This window comes from Shewanella sairae, assembly GCF_023283535.1.
In the GTDB taxonomy this organism is placed as follows: Bacteria; Pseudomonadota; Gammaproteobacteria; order Enterobacterales; family Shewanellaceae; genus Shewanella; species Shewanella sairae.
Genome location: NZ_JAKILT010000073.1, coordinates 1 through 18,783, shown reverse-complemented (window position 1 = coordinate 18,783; position 18,783 = coordinate 1). Strand labels below are relative to the sequence as shown.

Sequence of the window (18,783 nt, the reverse complement as noted above, 5' to 3'; positions counted from 1 at the left end):
GCATGAATTGATGACGATTAAGATTTTTATTTGAAGCCATGTCATTTTCTGCAGATACAAAAAAGCCTACACAAGGTAGGCTTTTCCGTTTAAATTGGTGGTCTTCGCAGACTTGAACTGCATGAATTGATGACGATTAAGGTTTTTTATATGAAGCCATGTCATTTTCTGCAGATACAAAAAAGCCTACACAAGGTAGGCTTTTCCGTTTAAATTGGTGGCCCCTCACAGACTTGAACTGTGGACCTGACGATTATGAGTCGTATGCTCTAACCAACTGAGCTAAGGGGCCGACTTAAGATAGTCGTCACTATCGAAAGCGGAAAGAAGTATACGAGGTTTGTAACTGCTTGTCACCAGCGATTTTGCTAAAAAACGGCTTATAACAGCACGACTGCCTATCTGTTAATCAATATTTCGTTAGTTTTTATATTAGCAGTTAAGCTGAATAGAACTTTTTGGGTTAATTCAGAAATTTAGCACTGAATAAGAAAGGTCTAAACTTGATTCGTAAGAATGTTTAATACAGCGGATTTTGTTTATCGGAATTTATTTTAAGCAAAAAAAAAGCTGCCGAATAGGCAGCTTTTCTATTTGATATACCGTGTAAAACGGTTACTCAATATCAATAACTAGACTACTCGTCTAGGAATGACTTTAAGATCTCTGAGCGAGAAGGGTGACGCAACTTACGTAGCGCTTTAGCTTCAATCTGACGAATACGTTCACGTGTTACGTCAAACTGCTTACCCACTTCTTCTAGCGTGTGGTCAGTGTTCATGTCGATACCGAAACGCATACGCAGTACTTTAGCTTCACGAGCTGTAAGACCTGCTAGTACTTCGTGAGTCGCGTTCTTCAAGCTTTCGCCTGTCGCTGAATCAAGAGGTAGTTCAAGTGTCGTATCTTCAATAAAGTCACCTAAGTGCGAATCTTCATCGTCACCAATAGGCGTTTCCATTGAGATAGGCTCTTTAGCAATCTTAAGTACCTTACGGATCTTATCTTCAGGCATTAACATGCGCTCTGCCAACTCTTCAGGAGAAGGCTCGCGACCCATCTCTTGTAACATTTGACGAGAGATACGGTTAAGCTTGTTGATTGTCTCAATCATATGTACTGGGATACGGATCGTTCTTGCTTGGTCAGCAATAGAGCGAGTGATCGCCTGACGGATCCACCAAGTTGCATAGGTCGAGAACTTATAACCACGACGGTATTCGAACTTATCTACCGCTTTCATCAGACCGATGTTACCTTCCTGGATAAGATCCAAGAACTGTAGACCACGGTTGGTGTACTTTTTCGCGATAGAAATTACTAGACGTAAGTTCGCTTCAACCATCTCTTTCTTTGCACGGCGAGCTTTCGCTTCACCGATAGACATACGACGGTTGATATCTTTAATAGCACCAATAGCAAGACCAGTTTCAGTCTCAATTGCGTCAAGCTTTGCACGGCAACGTTGAACATCAAATTCAACCATTTGTAGACCTTCTACATATGGCTTACCTGATGCTAACTCGTCGTTGAACCACTCGATGCTGCTTTCGTTGCTAGTGTATACTTTGACGAAGTTTTTCTTCGGCATTTTGGCTTGTTCAACACAAAGCTTCATGATCAAACGTTCTTGAACACGGACTTTGTCCATCATAGAGCGCATGTTCTTAACTAAGCGGTCGAACTGCTTAGGCATCAAACGGAACTCTTTGAAGATCTCGCCAATTTCAAATAGGGCTACAGTCGACTCAGGGTGACCACGACCTTTTTCAGCAATGATTCTTAATGCATTTTCGTGAGCTAGGCGAAGTGTTGTGAACTTCTCTTTAGCTTCTTCAGGATCCGGACCTTTTGGACCTTCCTCTTCTTCTGCATCATCGTCATCGTCATCATCATCATCGTCATCTTCATCATCTAAATCATCATCAGATAATTCTGAACCAACGTGAGTCGCTGTTGGAGCCACATCTTCTGCATTTGGATCGACAAATCCAGAGATAATGTCAGAAAGTCTGACTTCTTCAGCTTCGTAACGATCGTATTGCTCAAGGATCATGGCAATCGCTTGCGGGTATTCCGCAACCGATGCTTGAACCGTGTTGATGCCTTCTTCGATACGCTTAGCGATAACAATCTCGCCTTCACGGGTTAGAAGTTCAACGGTACCCATTTCACGCATGTACATACGTACAGGGTCAGTCGTACGACCTAATTCAGCTTCTACTGTTGCAAGTGCAGCAGCAGCTTCTTCTGCAGCATCATCATCGGTGCTGTCTTCAGACATCATGATTTCATCAGCATCCGGAGCCTGTTCATAGACTCGAATACCCATGTCATTGATCATCTGGATAATATCTTCAATCTGGTCAGAATCGACCATGTCTGCAGGTAAGTGATCGTTCACTTCTGCATAGGTTAAATAACCTTGCTCTTTACCTTTGGCGAGCAACAATTTAAGTTGCGACTGCGGAGTATGATCCATAGATATCATCCAAGTTGGGAATACAGTTAAAACGACGGGCGAAAAACAGCCACGCAAGTCGTCAATTATAGCCTTCGGCGCTTGTCTGTGCTAGTCCAAGTGGTTACTTTTGAGGCTCAAATACTAATTAAGCCTTGTTTTTAATCACTGAAATTAGTTTGCTAAGCTGTAGCCGCTCTTCTTTCGTCAGGTTCTGCTTCATACTCAGTTCTTGGTAACGTTGCTCAAGATACTGGTTGTTTAACCAAACGAGTGTTTCTTTTAACTTTTGAAGCAAGTTTTCATCCGCCACTTGATGATCCCATTGGGTCAGTTTTTTTAGGGTGCTGAATTGGTTATCGCCCCTAAACTGTTCAAGTAGTTGTGCGCTGCTTATCACTTGTCCGCGAGTTAAATCTAATACAAGGGTCAGCAAGTCAATGCCGGCCATCTGTATATGTTTTAGCGCTGGTTGTTCAGGCAAGTTCTCGCCTAAACGCGGATGCTGTACTAACAATGCGATGGCTAATCGCAGAGGTGTACCGCGTCCTTTCAACGCTTTGTGCTGATTTGGCTTTTCAGCTGTCTTAGTCGAAAAGTTGAATTTTCGTTTAAGCTCATCAGCACCGTTCATTCTTAGCTTATGGGCTAAATCTTCGAGTAACAGGCTCTGTAGGACGGTGTCCTGTACTTTTTCTATGAGTTTGATGGCATTTTTTGCCAACACACTTTTGTCTTCGTTGCCGTAGGTTTTTGCGAGGTTTTCAAATAAAAACTCGGGTAGCGCCATGGCTTGGTCTATTTGGGCTTCAAACTGGTCTTTACCTATTTGCCTTACCAAGGTATCAGGATCTTCTCCCTCTGGTAGGAACATAAAGCGAACTTGGTTACCAGGCTTTAGCAAAGGTAATGCGGTTTCTAATGCGCGCCAAGCGGCTTCTTTACCTGCTTTGTCGCCGTCGTAGCAACAAATGACTTCTTTTGCACTACGCAGCAACAGCTGGAATTGATCAGCTGTGGTTGACGTTCCTAGCGAAGCGACAGCATAGTCAACGTCAAATTGCGCTAAAGCAACCACATCCATGTAACCTTCAACAATTAAAATTCGTTGTGGGTCACGATGGCGTTGTTTAACTTCGTAAAGACCGTAAAGTTCATTGCCCTTATGAAATATGGGCGTTTCTGGAGAATTCAAGTACTTCGGCGTACCGTCCCCTAAAACTCGGCCACCAAAGCCAATGACTCGTCCGCGTCTATCGCGAATAGGAAACATAAGTCGGTCACGGAATCTGTCATAGCGTTTACCGCTATCATTCTCAATAACCATACCGGCGGTGAGTAGCTTGTCTTGCGAATCTTGGTTCTGGCGGTAACGGCTTAATAAGCCATCCCAGCCATCGGGTGCAAAACCGATATTGAAGTGCTCAACGACTTCTTTTGAAAGGCCTCGATGTGTTAAATAATCAAGAACTTTTTGCTTGTCTGTGTGCTGTCTAAGCTGACTTTGAAAGAAGTTACTGGCTTCTTCCATTAACTGATATAAATCGCGACTTAACTCTTGGTCGCGTGGTTTGCCAGTGCCTTGTTCCCGTGGAACTTCAAGTCCCAGTTGTCCGGCGAGTTCTTCAATGGCGTCAACAAAATCGAGTCGGTCATATTCCATGACAAAATCAATCACGTTGCCGTGTGCACCGCAGCCAAAACAATGGTAAAACTGTTTGTCTCTGCTAACCGTAAAAGAGGGAGATTTTTCGCTATGAAAAGGACAACAGGCAGAGTGGTTTTTACCCGCCTTTTTAAGGGGCACTTTGGGGTCGATTAGATCGACAATATCAGTGCGAGCAACTAGCTCATTAATAAAATCACGAGGTATCGCCATTAGATTGTTAAATGCCGCCTTTTTACGTGAAATTAAAAGTTACTTGAATCAGACGTTTCGTGAAATCAAACGCTCTGTGAACTCAATTTTGGGTATTTCGAAAACAAACAAGCCGTGCAGAAGCACGGCTCATTCATGCAATAAAACTAAAGTTACTTAAGTTTTGCACGGATCATAGCGCCAATTGCCGCCATGTCAGCTCTACCCATAACTTTTGGTTTTAAAGCTCCCATTACTTTACCCATATCCGCCATGGTGGACGCGCCCATCTCAACGATGCTTGCATCAACTAGCGCAATTACTTCCTCTTCAGAAAGTGGTTGAGGCAGAAACTTTTCTAAAACTAGAATTTCATCTGCTTCAATTTGTGCTAGTTCGTCACGACCTGCTGCTTCATATTGAGCAATAGAGTCACGACGCTGTTTTACCATTTTGGTTAAGACCGCTATAGCTTGGTCGTTAGTCAGAGTCTCGCGGGTGTCCACTTCAACTTGCTTAACGGCGGCTAGTGCCATACGAATAGCCCCCAAACGCAGCTTTTCTTTCGCGCGCATGGCTTCCTTCATTTGGTCTTTTAGCTGATCAACTAGGCTCATAATGAGATTAGTATAAACGTACGCGACGTGCGTTTTCGCGAGAAAGCTTCTTAGCAAGACGCTTAACTGCAGCGGCTTTAGCACGCTTACGTGCAGTAGTTGGCTTCTCGTAGAATTCACGAGCGCGAACGTCAGCTAGGATACCAGCTTTTTCACAAGAGCGCTTGAAACGACGTAGAGCTACGTCGAATGGTTCGTTTTCACGTACTTTAATAATTGGCATACGCCATCACCCCTTAGGTGTAGGTTGTATTGAGACAATTACTTGACTCAGATAATTTAAAAATGGTGCGGAATTCTATACCGACTTAGACCCTCTTGTAAACCCCTTATAGCGATCAGAATAGTCATAATCGACGATATTATCCGCAGACCGCGACAGCACTATGGAGTAATTAAAGCACAGCAGGTAGAATTAGCGGTAATTATGTCAACCGAAGACGGAAAATAATGCGGGTTTTAGGTATAGAAACATCCTGTGATGAAACAGGTATTGCAGTTTATGATGATGAAAAGGGCCTGCTATCGCATGCGCTTTATAGTCAGGTTAAATTGCATGCTGACTATGGTGGAGTCGTGCCTGAACTTGCATCACGAGATCATGTTCGCAAGATTGTGCCTTTAATACGCCAAGCACTTGCCGATGCGAATATGAGCATCGATGATCTTGACGGCATTGCTTACACCAAAGGTCCAGGTCTTATTGGCGCATTATTAGTGGGCGCTTGTGTGGGGCGTGCTTTAGCTTTTTCTTGGGATAAGCCTGCAATTGGTGTACACCACATGGAAGGGCATCTGCTTGCGCCAATGCTAGAAGATGACGTGCCTGAATTTCCGTTTCTTGCCTTGTTAGTTTCTGGTGGTCATTCAATGATCGTTGGTGTTGAAGGTATTGGTCGCTATGAAGTGCTGGGTGAGTCTGTTGATGATGCTGCCGGTGAAGCGTTCGATAAAACGGCTAAGTTAATGGGGCTTGATTATCCTGGTGGTCCAAGGCTATCAAAACTTGCCGCCAAAGGCGTGCCAAATAGCTATCGTTTTCCGCGCCCAATGACTGACAAACCTGGACTTAATATGAGTTTCTCTGGTTTGAAAACTTTTGCTGCTAATACGATTGCTGCAGAGCCTAAAGATGATCAAACTCGCGCCAATATCGCCTGCGCATTTGAAGAAGCTGTAGTCGATACTTTAGCAATTAAATGTAAGCGCGCATTAAAGCAAACCGGTTATAAGAATCTGGTTATTGCTGGCGGCGTTAGTGCTAATACCCGTTTACGCTCATCGCTTGCCGATATGATGCAAGGCTTAGGTGGTAAGGTTTATTATCCACGAGGTGAGTTCTGCACAGATAATGGCGCAATGATCGCTTATGCGGGTCTACAGCGTTTAAAAGCCGGTCAAACTGAAGATTTAGCGGTAAAAGGGCAGCCTAGGTGGCCGCTTGATACATTAGAGCCGGTAGATTAAGGCGAAATAGAATATAAAAACGGCGCTCATTGAGCGCCGTTTTTATTGGTAATGACCACGTATTAGAAACCGTGATTAGCATTGCTGACGCGAAACCAGCCAGCAATGCTGTAGCGGTTAACCGTCGTCGGTAATACTTCATGGGGGAAGCGCTCGCTTAAAAATACCACCCATTTACCAAATTCTGGGGTAATGGTTTCTAGCTTGTTGTCTTGCTCGTCATAGACCACGAGCTCACCAGCATGCTCAGCTTGCCAGTCATGATTGAGAAATAATACTGAGGTCAGAATACGGTTTCTGCTGCCTTGCAATACGTCCGAATGCTTTTGATAAAACGCGCCGGGTTCATAAATCGCGTAGTGGCTTTCAAAATCAAATAATCCCATAAATAGGCGTTTATTCATGCCTTCGCGTAACTGAGTCATTAGATCTAAATACTGTTTATCTGCCGGGCGTTGCTCTGTTAGCCAGCGGATCTGGTCGCTACGAATACTGTCTACTAATTGTTGCTCGCCACCACGTCCAATGGCTGCCGGGCGAAAATCATCCCAAGTCGCATTCTTAGAGGTTTGTAATAACTGTTCGCAAACAGCCGCAGGCAAGGTGTCAGACAGCACGATATAACCGGTTTCAACCAATGCATCAGCAATGGTATCCATCACAGCTTCACTTAGTTGTGGAAGCATAACTTTGTACTCAGAAAAAGGAGCAAACACGATAGCTTTACTGGCAGGTCCGTGAGGGACACTGTATTCGAGGTAGTGTCAGAACAGGTAGTGACTCGGATGAACCGGGATACCCAGGAAAAATCGGCGCGATTATAGACTGGAGCTATTAAAAAGCAATCGAATTTAGGTTTAGGTCTGACGAGGTTATTTAGTGGTAAAGTTGATGAGTACTAGCTGTGAGATATTTGCGTGGTAAGCGAGTGATAAAGGTTAATCGTTTACGGTGTTTTTGAGCGTTTCTTACGCGAAACTTTAGATTCTTCGCCCCGGATTAAACGCTTAATATTATCTTTATGACGGATAACGATAAGCGTCGATAGCATTGCTACAGGGATGGTGAACCTGTCATCTAACCACCAAGTAAAAACTGGGGCCAACATCGCGGTGCAGATTGCCGCAAAAGAGGAGTAACGCGTAACCAAAGCGATGACTATCCAAGAACTCATTAAGCATAATGCTAGATCGTGACCGATAGGAGCCATAGCCCCGAATGCGGTTGCCACGCCTTTGCCACCTTTAAAGTGAAAAAAGATTGGGAAGATATGTCCAAGGCAAGCGGCAATGGCAATCACTCCTAGCGCGATAGGGTCGACACCTAAGCGGAAAGCTAAATATGCCGGCGCGGCACCTTTTAGCATATCAAAAAACAGTACCAAAGCGGCTGAGCTAGCGCCTCCGATACGTAATACATTGGTTGCGCCTGGATTACCGGAACCTTGACTTCGTGGGTCAGGGAGCCCACGGACTTTACACACCAGCACAGCACTGGAGATTGAGCCCGCTAAATAGGCACCCAATATCATGGCTATTGTTAGTAGTGTAATGGTCAAATTGGTTTCCTTATCCGTCTTAGGGTATCATCGCGCCACATTAAAAAATGCGCTTAAGTGTTTTATTCGCCATTAATTAAATAAGCAAATAATCAGCGCGCTAAAAGTAGTTATAAGCTCTGTCTAAGCTGTGTTGTTTTAAAGCGACAGCTTTCAATATTTCTTTATTTAGCGAGACTTATCCTACTTTGCTTTGCTCTTGTTAGAAAGAGCGTTAGCGTATTATTTCAGCTTTGTGGCGGATTATATCTCTTTTGTCCGTTTTAGCTTATCAGACCTCAGTGTCATGGATTAAAGTTTTGGAGATATGATGGATAAAGTACTGATTAGAGAGTTGAGAATTGAAACCGTAATCGGGGTCTATGAGTGGGAAAAACAGATCCATCAGAGCTTACTTATTGATTTAGATATGGCTTGGGATAATCGCCGGGCGGCAGCAAGTGATGATTATCAACATGCACTTTGCTATGAAACGGTTTCAAATAAATTAACGGCGTTAATTACCGAAAAGCCGATTGAATTAATAGAAACGGTAGCTGAAATGGTTGCGACCTGTGTGATGACAGAATTTAATGTACCTTGGGTTAAAGTCAAAGTGATGAAACCCGGTGCTGTACCGTCAGCATCTGCAGTGGGCGTAGAAATAGAAAGAGGTCACGCATAAATGGCTAAGATTTTTATCAGCTTAGGTAGCAACATAGACCCTGAGCGTCACCTAAAAGCAGCAGTGATTGATCTTGAGGCTCATTTTGGCGAGCTAGTATTATCGTCTGTATTTGAAAGTGAAGCCGTTGGTTTTGATGGTACTAACTTCTTAAATATGGTGGTTGCTGCCGAGACAGAGTTATCTATCGCTGAGGTGGTAAGTACCTTTAAGCAGATTGAGCAAGACCATGGACGCGTGAAAGGGGCTAAGAAATTTGCACCGAGAACATTAGATTTAGACCTGTTGTTACTTGACGACACTATATGCAATCACCCCATTGAGCTACCTCGGGCTGAGATCCTGTATAATGCCTTTGTTTTATGGCCATTAGCTGAGATAGCACCTTCGTTATGCCACCCCGTTGTCAATCAGTCATACCAAGCCTTATGGAATGCCTATGACAAAACATCACAAACGTTATGGCCAGTTGAATTTAACTGGTCTAAGTAAAATATTTTTGATTTAGGATCGTTATGGACACCTTTCTGGTGATTTTACTGGCTCTTATTCAGGGCCTCACTGAGTTTTTACCTATCTCTAGTTCGGCACACCTTATTTTACCAGCACAATTATTAGGCTGGGAAGATCAAGGTTTGTCATTCGATGTGGCTGTTAATACTGGCTCGCTACTCGCCGTAGTGATGTATTTTCGTCGTGAGCTTTGGTCGATGTTTACGGCCTGGTCAGGTAGCATTGTAAGCCGAGAGCAGACTCAAGAGAGTAAGCTTGCATGGTGGATTATTTTGGCCACGATTCCTGCCGTTATCGTTGGTTTCACCGCAAAAGACTTTATTTCAACGCATTTGCGTAATATTGAAGTGATTGCGGCGACGACGATTATTTTTGGTCTATTACTTTGGTGGGCCGACAGAATGCAGCGCCAAGGTTTTACTGAGTTTCAAGTTGGCTGGAAAAAAGCATTGGTGATAGGTATTGCTCAAGCGATGGCTTTAATTCCTGGGACCTCTCGCTCTGGTGCAACGATTACAGCGGCATTGATGCTAGGCTTAAGCCGAGAAGCCGCTGCGCGTTTTTCATTTTTAATGTCTGTACCCGTAAGTTTAGGTGCGGCTATTTTGGTGACTAAAGATCTGCTGGAAAGCGGTCAAGCTATTGACTATCAGGCCCTAGGTTTGGGGATTTTAGTGTCATTTATTGCCGCTTATATTTGTATTCATTACTTCTTGAAAATCATTAGTAAGATGGGAATGACACCTTTTGTTATTTACCGTTTGGCGCTAGGCGCAGTACTTTGTGGTGTGATTTTCCTATAATTAGATTTTGTTTTAGCAAAGTCAAAAGTTCCTATTTTTAATGATGAGTGTGTAATGAATAGTATTTACCTTTGCCCGGTTTGCCAGTCACCTTTTAAGGTGCACGAAGAGTCAAAAGGCTTACATTGTGAAAATAAGCATCACTTTGATGTCAATGAACATGGTTACTGGGTTTTTAGCCAACCCAAAAAATTAAAAACAGATTCACGAGCGATTATGCGGGCCAAACGCTATGTACTTGAGTCAGGAATTTATGTTCCTCTGGCGCAAGCTATGGCGAGAGTGATTGCAGCGCTGCCACAAGTGGTTACAGCTGATGCTCTGTCACAGCTTGATTTTGATTGTGGTGATGGTTATTTCCTGCGAACGCTAAAGGAGATTTTAGCTGAGCAAACACCAGCATTAGCATTATCGCAAACGGGCATATGTGAAGCTGAAAACGCGATTTTCGCTGCAGCAAAAGCAGAACCGACTCCAACTTATATTGTTTCAACGCTTAAGCACTTACCGTTTGCCAATGAAAGCTTTGACCTAGTCACACTAATTGATAAGCAATTAAAAGGCAAAGAGCTGACACGAGTCTTAAAGCAAGATGGCGTACTATTGCAAGTTGCTGCTGGCCCAAGACATTTGTGGCAAATCCGTGAGTTTATTTATCCTGGGCTAACAGAGAAGCCTCTGAGTGAAAATTTACCTAAAGAGCTGGAGCTACAACACAGTGAACGTTTGTCGTTAACGGCAAACATATCTGGCGAACAGGCGATAGCCCTCTTAGAAATGACACCTTATGCATGGCGTGCGAACGATAAAGTTCGTCATGAGATCCAAAATGCTAAGTTTGACGCTCTAGAAATTGATTTTGTTATTAATGTGATGACTAGAAAATAAGCCGTACTCAGGGTAACCTTAGCTCATTCAACCTAATGGAAATTGACAAACTGATGATGCGAAACTTGCTGTTGTTCATCCTGGCATTTGTGCCACTGGCTGCATTTGCCAATGTTTACTCTATTCCTCAAGATGGCAGTCGCCTTGTTGGGGAGTTGCAACAACATGTGGTACAAAAAGGGGATTACTTTCAGACAATTTCAAAACAATACAATATTGGTATCTTGGAATTGATGCAGTCTAACCCCGGAGTTGACCCATTTTTACCGACTCCTGGCACCAGTTTGTTAATCCCAACACAAATGTTATTACCTGACGTACCGCATAAGGGCGTGGTGATTAATCTTGCCGAATTGCGTCTTTACTTTTTCCCGAAAGGTGGCAAGGAAGTGCATGTGTTCCCTGTGGGGATTGGGCGTGTTGGTCGCGAGACCCCTGAGATGGTGACGCGAATTAAGTCGCGCATTCCTAATCCAAGTTGGACGCCGCCAGCCAGTATTCGTAAAGAGCATTTAGAAGAACGTGGTGAGGTACTGCCACGTGTGGTGCCAGCAGGTCCTGAAAATCCTTTGGGTAAGTTTGCTATTCAACTTTCTTATGGTGATGGTAGCTACCTTATTCACGGCACCAATAAAGACTTTGGTATTGGGATGCGCGTAAGTGCTGGCTGTATTCGTCTAAACCCTGATGATATTGAATGGTTGTTTGATAAAGTTAAATATGGCGATCAGGTCACTATTATTAATGAAACCGTGAAGACATCTACTGAGCCTGATGGGCGTCAGTTAATTGAAGTTCACTCGCCATTATCTACGGCTGATGGTGGTGATAATACGGTGAGAGAAATGAAGCGTGGCGTAGTTGAATTTATTGGTAAAGATGAAGTCGATTACACTAAAGCCAACGATGCTTTATTAACTCAAGCGGGTATTCCTGTGAATATTCAAAGCTAGTTGCTGCTGATTACGTACTTGTGAAAGGCGTCCTTTAAGGGCGCTTTTTTGTGTCTTTAAGTTGATGATTTAGCATAGTGGTTGCGAACGCGGCTAAATTGTTTGATAAGGCTGGAGCTGATAGCAGATAAATTTAAGGCTTGGCTTCAAGTGCAATACTTGGAACCAAGCCTAAGGAGTTATTCTGTTAAAAACAGGATAAATTCCTAAACGTAATTACTTCTTGTAAGAAGATGCTACGTTGTCGATACGGTCGTTAGCACGCTGAGCTTCTGCTTGTGCGTCCATAGCTGCTGCTTTAGCATCGTTGATGTCTGCAGACAATTTGCCGTGATCTGATTTTAGAGAGCTAACTTCAGCTGAAAGCTGGTCAACTTTGTTACCTAGGTTTGCAACGCTTTCTTCAAGAGCAGTAGTGTTTGCACAGCCACCTAGAAGGGCAGTCATTGCTACACCAGCAATCATAAGTACTTTTTTATTCATCGGGAATTCCCTTTATATAGGTTGGTTCAAATAAGCACAGCTGCACATCACAACTGAACTCGTTAATTATGTCACAGAGAAAAAATTTTGCTATGCCTTTTAACGCTAAGCTCTGAATAACTTAATGAAAATTTGAGCAATTGCAAGTTAAGTGCAAATAAACCGTGAACAAGGTATTTATAATCTTAGTTCATAAATGTGAATTTATTATGTTTTTATTTAGTCTAAATGCTTTGTAAGTCTTTAATCGTCTGTACTGCGGTAATCCTTTCCATAGATAGCTGCTCACGGATCTCTGCGCCCTTAAAGCCTTTTTCAATAATTGATTGAACAGCAATATTAGATGCAGCCGCAAAACAGGCCTTTAAATACTTTGCTTGAGGATAAGGTTGAAACTCTAACCCTAAACGGCCTTTACTATCTGCCTCACAGGCTAATAAGAGTTGCTCAAGGCGTTGCGGTTTACGCCAAAAATCAGCTTTATCAAACAGTTTTACTATGGTGTCAGCTCTGAGTTCGGTGATTTTATGAATATTTTGGTGTTGGTCACTGACTAATAACGCTAAGTCTCGGTATTCATTAGGTATTCTATATCGTGTACACAGCGCTTTGATTAATGGTAAGCCTTTCTGGCCATGACCATGATGTTTAGGTAAATGGTCTTTTGGACTTAACGCTTTGCCTAAATCATGTACGAGGGCTGCAAAGCGCACTGTATTATCTTTGCTGAGCTTAGCTGATTGCTCTAGTACCATTAAGGTATGTACGCCAGTGTCTATCTCTGGGTGCCACTTCTCTGGTTGTGGTACACCAAATAATGCTTCGATTTCCGGAAATAGTACTGCTAACGCACCACATTGCCTCAAAACTTCAAAAAAGACTTGAGGATTGTCGGTCGCTAAAGCTTTATTGAGTTCGACATAAACACGTTCAGCCGTTAACGCTTCTAGCTCACCACTTTGGCTCAGCTGAGTCATTAATGCCATCGTCTCTGGCGCAACCTTGAAACCTAACGAGTGAAAGCGCGCAGCAAAACGGGCAACGCGTAAAACTCGCAGCGGATCTTCAATAAACGCATCGGATACATGCCTGAGTAGACGCTGTTCGAGATCGGCAATACCTTGGTATGGGTCATACAAGTTACCAGCGTCATCTTCTGCAATAGCATTAATCGTGAGATCGCGGCGTAGTAAGTCTTGCTCTAGGGTAACATTGGGCGCTGCATCCACACTGAAACCGCCATATCCTTTCGCAGTTTTGCGTTCAGTACGGGCAAGTGCATATTCTTGGCTTGTTTTTGGGTGTAGAAATACCGGGAAATCTTTGCCTACTTGAGTAAACCCTTTAGCCAGCATCTGCTCAGGTGTTGCACCCACAACCATATAGTCATGATCTTTCACTTCAAGCTTAAGTAATTTATCGCGGACAGCGCCGCCTACGAGGTAAATTTTCACAAGATTGCTCACTTACATAACAGGGTTGTGATTGTAACATGGTTCGAGTTTTCGCTTTGGGCATTTATGTTTTGTTTAACATCACCGCATCACCACATTTACCCGCATTACGGTCAAATCCGCATTAAATTGATGCGATTTTGATACTATAACAGTCAGGCTCAAAAACAGCGTTAATCACGGCTTTATGTTAAGCGATTTAATGTGCGCTAAAGCTTATTTAGTGGCGACAAATTTTGACAAGCATTGCCCTTAGCTTTAACGTGAGCTACACATTGGCTATTAATATTTTCAATAGCACGACAGCGCTAGTCTTAGCGCTTTAGTTAATATTGTGCCTAACCCGTGTTTGACACTATGGCAGTGGTATAGTGTGATTAGCATAATAAAAGTGCTTACTCATAATCGGGTAGGCTTTGCATGGTTTTAAAAGGATAAAAGCTCGCATGTATAAGGCTTTCTTTGGCTTAAATGACAATCCGTTTTCTATTGCTCCTAATCCTCACTATTTGTTTTTAAGTGATCGCCATAGAGAAGCGCTGGCACATCTAACTTACGGGCTAGGTGAAACAGGCGGTTTTGTATTATTGACCGGAGAAGTGGGTACAGGTAAAACCACTGTATCGCGCTGCCTATTAAAACAGCTGCCAGATAATACTGATACCGCATTTATCCTTAACCCATCGCTAACAGAGTCGGAGCTGCTTGCTACCTTATGCGATGAGCTCGGGATTGTTTATGGCGAGGAGCCAAGTCTTAAACAATTAACGGATTTGATCAGTAAATTCCTATTGGAAAACCACAGCAAAGACCGCAACACTGTGCTGATTATTGATGAGGCGCAGCATCTTAGGGCTGAAGTACTAGAGCAGCTAAGATTGCTTACTAATCTAGAAACAGACACTAAAAAGCTGTTGCAGGTGATTTTGATTGGCCAGCCTGAATTACAGCAGTTGCTAAAACGCCAAGAGCTTCGCCAATTGGCGCAGCGCATTACAGCGCGCTACCACCTGTTGCCACTTACCATTGAAGAGGTTGCGTTATATGTGCAGCATCGTCTGCAAGTCGCTGGGCGTCATGAGCCGCTATTTCACAAGAGTGCGATTAAGGCGCTGCACAAATACAGTGGCGGAATTCCCCGCCTGATAAATCTATTATGCGAACGCGCGTTAATGGCTAGTTACGCCCAATCGAAAGTGCCGATTGATAACAAAATGGTACGCCTAGCATCAGCTGAAGTGTTAGGTGAGGAACCAAAGCAACACAATGTATTAAAGCCTGTGGCAATAGCGGCATCACTAGCGGTCACCTTTGGCGTAGCCTTATATTTGTTTATGCCGCAAAATAACCAGGCTATGAATACTGCAAAAACAGTATCGAAAACAGAGCCTGCGGCCCAAGTGAATGCTCTGGCCAAAGTGGAAAGCCAAACATTAAGCAGTAGCCAGCGAGTGCTGAATAATGCGATTTCTCAAAGTCGTGATATTGATAGCGCTTATGCCAGTATTTTAGGCTTGTGGGGTAAAGTGCCCTATATCGGTCTATCAGCTTGTCAGTCTGCGCAGCAGCAAGGCTTAGATTGTTTTCAGCAGCAAGGTAACTGGCACTCATTGGTGCGGCTAAATTACCCTGCAGTGGTTTATTTAGCCGATGATAACCAACAAGCTTTCTACGGTACCTTGATATCTAGACAAGGTGAACAAGTGTTACTGCAACTTAATGAGCAGCAACTATGGGTCAGCCGCGATTGGTTTAATCGACACTTTACCGGTACGTTTGAAATATTGTGGCAGGCGCCACGAAATCAACCCAAAGAGATTGGTCAATCGGCGAATCAAGCCCAAGTTCAGTGGTTAGAAAATAGTTTAGCGCGGGTGACCGATAGCGCGCCACGGTTAGTGGACCATTTCGACACTGAACTTGAGCAAAAGCTTAAGGCATTTCAGCGTCAGCATGGATTAATTGCTGATGGCATTGCTGGCTCACAAACGTTAATACAGCTGAATTTGTACTTGAGTGAGGCTGGCCCGCGCCTAGGTCAAAGCAAGAGGTTGTATTAATGTCGATTTTACTCGATGCAGTGACGCGAGATAAACAGCAGTCTCAAGCCATAACTCATGATGTAGTGTTAACGCCCAGAGCGCCATATAAAGCGAAACAGGCAACAAGTGGAGGCGTTAAATTTGCGGCGCTTTTCGTGCTTGCATTACTATTAATGGTTTTAGCGGCTTGGCTAGTAAGTAAAGTATTTTCTCCTATAACTGAGCAAGTCTCGTCTATTGATGAACATGCAGCTCCGGCTAGCATTAGCCAAAACAGCAGTAGTCAAAATAGTTCTACTCAAAAAGCCCCTATAGCAGAGGTGCGATTAGCGGGCAAAGTTGCCTTGCCGATCGCACAGTCTCTAGCACCGCAGACAGCGCTACATGTCAGTGGTCAGTCAGGCTTTAATGCTGGGGCTAATTCAAGAGCTAACTCTACTCAACCAGAAGCGGCTAACTATATCAGTAATAATTCTGATGAGGCGTTAGACAACCCATTAATGGCAGCCTTACTCAACGCACAAGAAAGTGTTGACCAAGAATTTCCACAGACGGCGACAAAGCAGCAAGTTAATACCGTCGTAGAAGATAATAATCGTTATAGTAATGATGATGAGCCAATAATTTTAGGGGCCAATAGCAATAAGCGCGGTAACGATTTACTCGACTCTTTGAAGTATGAAGTTGAGTACGCCGCCAATGAAGTGGGACTGGAAACAAATGAGCCCGATCCTAACAATAATCTGCTGGCAGCTTTCGAGGCGGCTTTAAAAGATGTAGAGCGAGAAAAATCGGTAGAAACACCAGTGACGGAAGCGAAGCTGGATCCTATTCCTACAACACCTAAGTCTGACGCTATCCCTAAATATGGTCAATTACCAGCAGGGTTGCAGCTACAAGTACCAGAATTCAATATCAATGCTCATGTTTATTCAAGTGTGGCTGATAACCGTTGGTTAAATGTTGATGGGGCAGAGTTGCAAGAGGGCGACAGTATTCAAGGTAAATTGACTATTGTTGAAATAAGGCCAAGAGATGTGGTGCTAGCGATTCAAGGTACTGAATTTAAAGTACCTGCAATCTAGAGTAACGCGCATATAAAACAATGTGCAGCATTAACAAAAAGGCCTAACTCACGTTAGGCCTTTTTGTTTTTATCATTCTGACGAATAGCAATTAATTATATAAATAGTAAGCCAAAAACAGTGTTAGCCCATAACCGACTGTGTAGCAAAGGCTAAGTGCTGGTACATATTTAAGGTAGCTGACAAAGGTCAATTCTTTCACTTTGCTCATGGCAATAATCCCAGCCGCAGAGCCAATCACTAACAGTGAACCACCAACGCCTACGGCATAAGTTAAACCTAACCATTCAGGCGTGTTGAGCACTGGCTCTGCTTTTAATAGCGCGGCAGTTAGTGGCACATTATCTAGCAGCGCCGAGCCAATACCAGCAACAAAATTCGAAATGTTGGGATCATACTGAGCGTAAACTTGGGCGAGTAAATCTAGCGTACCTATTTCTTTAAGCATGCCAACTAGTAGTAAAATACCTAAGAAAAATAGCAGTGTGTCGTACTCGACCTGGCGAATATACTCAAGGATTTGCAGCTCTTCTTTATCACTTCTAGTCGTATGTCCAACTAAAAACATCACTGAAAGGCCGGTTAAAAAGGTTAAAACTGGTGGAATACCAAATAGGATATTGAGAGCCATCGTCATGACGATAGTGGTAAAGAAGATCACCGCAATGAGTATATCAACCGATCGCACTTGCTTAGTGATAGGACTCGTACTGACTTGCCCCTCAGCTTTTAACGAAAACAGCAAGGCTAAGAGCATGACGCTGATGGCCGCTGGCACAAATAGCATGAGCAATTCTGACATACCGACATGACCGCCAAGGAAAATCATTAAGGTAGTCACATCACCTGTAATCAAAGCAACACCGCCAGAGTTAACGGCAAAGATAATAAGTACGGCCATACGCCTACGTATGTGCTTATCGAGTTTAAACGTCGTGAGTAAGCCAAGAGAGACTAAGGTTGCAGTGACATTGTCACAAATAGCCGATAAGACCAGCGAAAACATCGCGACTTGTATCATCAACATACGTACAGATACACGCTGAGGAAACAGCTTTTGCACCAAGATTTGAATCATGCCCTTGGCATTAAGGTAGGCCACAAAAGTCATTGTTGACATTAAAAACAGCCAAAGAGTTGCTATCTCTAACAGGTTTTCATTGAGTTGGTGCTCGACGAGCTTTTCATGGCTTGGGTCGCCAGCTGCCATAAACAAGGCTATCCAGGAAATACAGCCAAAAAACAGCGTGGTTTTTGCTTTATTGAGGTGGGTGACCTCTTCAAACACAATACTTAATAAAGCCAGTACTGCGAGTGAAATCAAAAATGCGTACAACATAGGGCTACTCACATTGGTGATGTTATGACGTACCTAAACTTATGCTGGGTCGCCAATTTAAGTTTATTTTAAGGTTTGTGGGTGAAGCGGGGGCGATCAGACCATAGTGAAAAGCATAAGGCAACTAATACTTACCTCTAACTTTTGCGTGTATTGTGATCTGTGTTGTGGTGGTTTTATGGGTATTTAGCGATATAAACTAAATTCTATAACCTAAATAGGGATAATAACTGCCATTGTTTAGTTTTTACTAATTTTGCGGTTGTCTTTGCTGGACATGCGGCATCATTTGAATAGGCTATTTATGCTGTTCTAAGAGTTTTTTTTGTGAAACTTATCGTTAACCGTGTAGCGTAAGGTATGATGTGGTCAACTAAAACTGTACACCAATAGGGGATACGTATTTACGCAGCCGTTTCAGCCGCTGTTGGTGTCATGTAATTATTGTAACTATGACCCCGTTTTGTATTGTAGTGTTTCAAGATATAGTTGATGCAGTCGAACTCTGCTTCCTTAAAACTGTTATAGCCATATTTAGGCATCCACTCTGTTTTGAAGCTCCTAAAAAAGCGCTCTATTACTGCGTTATCCCAACAAT

General features: G+C 43.3%; 18 protein-coding genes and 1 tRNA gene. 8 read left to right on the top strand and 11 right to left on the bottom strand.

Annotated features, from left to right (window positions below):
• Window positions 1-215 precede the first annotated feature (215 nt).
• The 5 genes from L2748_RS21130 to rpsU form a co-directional block, all read right to left on the bottom strand.
• Window positions 216-292: transfer RNA gene (locus L2748_RS21130), tRNA-Ile, on the bottom strand.
• A 345-nt stretch (window positions 293-637) separates the two neighbouring features.
• Entirely contained in the window at window positions 638-2,482 is a 1,845-nt protein-coding gene (rpoD, locus tag L2748_RS21125; RefSeq protein WP_220782792.1) for an RNA polymerase sigma factor RpoD, read from the bottom strand.
• Window positions 2,483-2,609: 127 nt separating this feature from the next.
• Window positions 2,610-4,340: a DNA primase gene (gene dnaG / locus L2748_RS21120; protein ID WP_220782791.1), complete on the bottom strand. Its 1,731-nt coding sequence runs from the start codon at window positions 4,338-4,340 to the stop codon at window positions 2,610-2,612.
• A 152-nt stretch (window positions 4,341-4,492) separates the two neighbouring features.
• Window positions 4,493-4,936, bottom strand: coding sequence for a GatB/YqeY domain-containing protein (locus tag L2748_RS21115; protein ID WP_220782790.1), 444 nt, complete (start codon window positions 4,934-4,936; stop codon window positions 4,493-4,495).
• Between the two features lie 7 nt (window positions 4,937-4,943).
• Complete coding sequence (rpsU, locus tag L2748_RS21110) at window positions 4,944-5,159, bottom strand: 30S ribosomal protein S21 (protein ID WP_006080725.1); 216 nt, start codon at window positions 5,157-5,159, stop codon at window positions 4,944-4,946.
• 227 nt (window positions 5,160-5,386) lie between these two features.
• Between rpsU and tsaD the strand changes: the two genes are divergently transcribed.
• The gene (gene tsaD / locus L2748_RS21105; protein ID WP_220782789.1) at window positions 5,387-6,403 is read left to right on the top strand and encodes a tRNA (adenosine(37)-N6)-threonylcarbamoyltransferase complex transferase subunit TsaD; all 1,017 of its coding nucleotides are present in this window, start codon (window positions 5,387-5,389) and stop codon (window positions 6,401-6,403) included.
• Between the two features lie 62 nt (window positions 6,404-6,465).
• Here tsaD and L2748_RS21100 read toward each other — a convergent pair whose 3' ends face one another.
• Both L2748_RS21100 and plsY read right to left on the bottom strand, forming a co-directional pair.
• The gene (locus L2748_RS21100) at window positions 6,466-7,089 is read right to left on the bottom strand and encodes a 2OG-Fe(II) oxygenase (RefSeq protein WP_220782788.1); all 624 of its coding nucleotides are present in this window, start codon (window positions 7,087-7,089) and stop codon (window positions 6,466-6,468) included.
• A gap of 260 nt (window positions 7,090-7,349) precedes the next feature.
• Window positions 7,350-7,961, bottom strand: coding sequence for a glycerol-3-phosphate 1-O-acyltransferase PlsY (plsY, locus tag L2748_RS21095; RefSeq protein ID WP_220782787.1), 612 nt, complete (start codon window positions 7,959-7,961; stop codon window positions 7,350-7,352).
• 310 nt (window positions 7,962-8,271) lie between these two features.
• Here plsY and folB point away from each other — a divergent pair, with 310 nt between their 5' ends.
• Genes folB through L2748_RS21070 form a run of 5 tightly spaced genes read left to right on the top strand, consistent with a single transcriptional unit; the run spans window position 8,272 to window position 11,782 of the window.
• The gene (folB, locus tag L2748_RS21090) at window positions 8,272-8,625 is read left to right on the top strand and encodes a dihydroneopterin aldolase (protein ID WP_220782786.1); all 354 of its coding nucleotides are present in this window, start codon (window positions 8,272-8,274) and stop codon (window positions 8,623-8,625) included.
• The gene (folK, locus tag L2748_RS21085; protein ID WP_220782785.1) at window positions 8,626-9,117 is read left to right on the top strand and encodes a 2-amino-4-hydroxy-6-hydroxymethyldihydropteridine diphosphokinase; all 492 of its coding nucleotides are present in this window, start codon (window positions 8,626-8,628) and stop codon (window positions 9,115-9,117) included.
• A 23-nt stretch (window positions 9,118-9,140) separates the two neighbouring features.
• On the top strand, window positions 9,141-9,941 hold the full coding sequence (locus L2748_RS21080) for an undecaprenyl-diphosphate phosphatase (RefSeq protein ID WP_220782784.1): 801 nt from the start codon (window positions 9,141-9,143) through the stop codon (window positions 9,939-9,941).
• 54 nt (window positions 9,942-9,995) lie between these two features.
• The gene (locus L2748_RS21075) at window positions 9,996-10,829 is read left to right on the top strand and encodes a putative RNA methyltransferase (protein ID WP_220782783.1); all 834 of its coding nucleotides are present in this window, start codon (window positions 9,996-9,998) and stop codon (window positions 10,827-10,829) included.
• A 53-nt stretch (window positions 10,830-10,882) separates the two neighbouring features.
• Window positions 10,883-11,782, top strand: coding sequence for a L,D-transpeptidase family protein (locus tag L2748_RS21070; protein WP_220782782.1), 900 nt, complete (start codon window positions 10,883-10,885; stop codon window positions 11,780-11,782).
• 216 nt (window positions 11,783-11,998) lie between these two features.
• On the opposite strand, the gene L2748_RS21065 is transcribed toward L2748_RS21070, so the two are convergent.
• Both L2748_RS21065 and L2748_RS21060 read right to left on the bottom strand, forming a co-directional pair.
• A complete protein-coding gene (locus L2748_RS21065; protein WP_220782781.1) occupies window positions 11,999-12,265 on the bottom strand; it encodes an Lpp/OprI family alanine-zipper lipoprotein in 267 nt (88 codons plus the stop codon).
• A gap of 224 nt (window positions 12,266-12,489) precedes the next feature.
• On the bottom strand, window positions 12,490-13,719 hold the full coding sequence (locus tag L2748_RS21060) for a multifunctional CCA addition/repair protein (protein WP_220782780.1): 1,230 nt from the start codon (window positions 13,717-13,719) through the stop codon (window positions 12,490-12,492).
• A gap of 446 nt (window positions 13,720-14,165) precedes the next feature.
• Between L2748_RS21060 and L2748_RS21055 the strand changes: the two genes are divergently transcribed.
• Both L2748_RS21055 and L2748_RS21050 read left to right on the top strand, forming a co-directional pair.
• Entirely contained in the window at window positions 14,166-15,779 is a 1,614-nt protein-coding gene (locus tag L2748_RS21055; protein ID WP_220782779.1) for an ExeA family protein, read from the top strand.
• Window positions 15,779-16,846, top strand: coding sequence for a general secretion pathway protein GspB (locus tag L2748_RS21050; RefSeq protein ID WP_220782778.1), 1,068 nt, complete (start codon window positions 15,779-15,781; stop codon window positions 16,844-16,846). Before L2748_RS21055 ends, L2748_RS21050 begins: the two co-directional genes overlap by 1 nt.
• 91 nt (window positions 16,847-16,937) lie before the next feature.
• Here L2748_RS21050 and nhaD read toward each other — a convergent pair whose 3' ends face one another.
• Together nhaD and L2748_RS21040 are read right to left on the bottom strand one after the other, a co-directional pair.
• The gene (gene nhaD, locus L2748_RS21045) at window positions 16,938-18,185 is read right to left on the bottom strand and encodes a sodium:proton antiporter NhaD (RefSeq protein WP_220782777.1); all 1,248 of its coding nucleotides are present in this window, start codon (window positions 18,183-18,185) and stop codon (window positions 16,938-16,940) included.
• A 404-nt stretch (window positions 18,186-18,589) separates the two neighbouring features.
• Window positions 18,590-18,783: integrase core domain-containing protein (locus tag L2748_RS21040; protein ID WP_248957734.1), on the bottom strand; the 194-nt coding region annotated here is incomplete at its 5' end.

Excerpts from the sequence above, each read along its gene's own strand:
- rpsU (WP_006080725.1), bottom strand. The coding sequence starts at position 5,159 with ATGCCAATTATTAAAGTACGTGAAAACGAACCATTCGACGTAGCTCTA.
- L2748_RS21050 (WP_220782778.1), top strand. The coding sequence starts at position 15,779 with ATGTCGATTTTACTCGATGCAGTGACGCGAGATAAACAGCAGTCTCAA.
- folK (WP_220782785.1), top strand. The coding sequence starts at position 8,626 with ATGGCTAAGATTTTTATCAGCTTAGGTAGCAACATAGACCCTGAGCGT.
- tsaD (WP_220782789.1), top strand. The coding sequence starts at position 5,387 with ATGCGGGTTTTAGGTATAGAAACATCCTGTGATGAAACAGGTATTGCA.
- L2748_RS21100 (WP_220782788.1), bottom strand. The coding sequence starts at position 7,089 with ATGCTTCCACAACTAAGTGAAGCTGTGATGGATACCATTGCTGATGCA.
- nhaD (WP_220782777.1), bottom strand. The coding sequence starts at position 18,185 with ATGTTGTACGCATTTTTGATTTCACTCGCAGTACTGGCTTTATTAAGT.
- L2748_RS21065 (WP_220782781.1), bottom strand. The coding sequence starts at position 12,265 with ATGAATAAAAAAGTACTTATGATTGCTGGTGTAGCAATGACTGCCCTT.
- folB (WP_220782786.1), top strand. The coding sequence starts at position 8,272 with ATGGATAAAGTACTGATTAGAGAGTTGAGAATTGAAACCGTAATCGGG.
- dnaG (WP_220782791.1), bottom strand. The coding sequence starts at position 4,340 with ATGGCGATACCTCGTGATTTTATTAATGAGCTAGTTGCTCGCACTGAT.
- L2748_RS21070 (WP_220782782.1), top strand. The coding sequence starts at position 10,883 with ATGATGCGAAACTTGCTGTTGTTCATCCTGGCATTTGTGCCACTGGCT.
- L2748_RS21055 (WP_220782779.1), top strand. The coding sequence starts at position 14,166 with ATGTATAAGGCTTTCTTTGGCTTAAATGACAATCCGTTTTCTATTGCT.
- rpoD (WP_220782792.1), bottom strand. The coding sequence starts at position 2,482 with ATGGATCATACTCCGCAGTCGCAACTTAAATTGTTGCTCGCCAAAGGT.
- L2748_RS21115 (WP_220782790.1), bottom strand. The coding sequence starts at position 4,936 with ATGAGCCTAGTTGATCAGCTAAAAGACCAAATGAAGGAAGCCATGCGC.
- L2748_RS21080 (WP_220782784.1), top strand. The coding sequence starts at position 9,141 with ATGGACACCTTTCTGGTGATTTTACTGGCTCTTATTCAGGGCCTCACT.
- L2748_RS21075 (WP_220782783.1), top strand. The coding sequence starts at position 9,996 with ATGAATAGTATTTACCTTTGCCCGGTTTGCCAGTCACCTTTTAAGGTG.